Genomic DNA, 390 nt, shown 5'->3' with positions numbered 1-390 from the left:
ACTAATCCTTCAGGACCCATACTGAAATGGGTACCAAAACTAGCCTAAATTGTTTATGTGTACAGGGCAAACAGGTGCAACAAATCTGGTACTTGGACAGTGGATGTTCAAGACACATGACTGGATGTAAAGCTCTGCTCACAAGTTACATAGAAAAGAATGGTCCTGCAGTTACGTTTGGAGATAACAAAAGAGGAAGGACAAGAGGATATGGAGTAATTTCTAACAGAAACATATCTTTTAATGATGTTGCTTATGTTGAAGGATTGAAACACAATCTGCTAAGCATAAGTCAACTCTGTGACAAAGGATTTCTCGTAGATTTCAAGGAAGAAAAGTGCATCTTAAAAGACAGAAATGGAAATCATCTGTTATCTGCCGATAGAAGTG

1 protein-coding gene is annotated in these 390 nt (G+C 37.9%); it reads left to right on the top strand.

Translation table 11 applies throughout. The features are described 5' to 3' along the window. Positions 1–116 precede the first annotated feature (116 nt). The coding region (locus EMN46_RS20130) for a hypothetical protein (RefSeq protein WP_229130453.1) at positions 117–390 on the top strand (274 nt) is incomplete at its 3' end.

The sequence above is a fragment of the Ancylomarina sp. 16SWW S1-10-2 genome, assembly GCF_009669305.1.
Taxonomy (GTDB): Bacteria; Bacteroidota; Bacteroidia; order Bacteroidales; family Marinifilaceae; genus Ancylomarina.
Note: the sequence above shows the minus strand (reverse complement) of the source record. Positions and strands in the feature narration are given on the sequence as shown.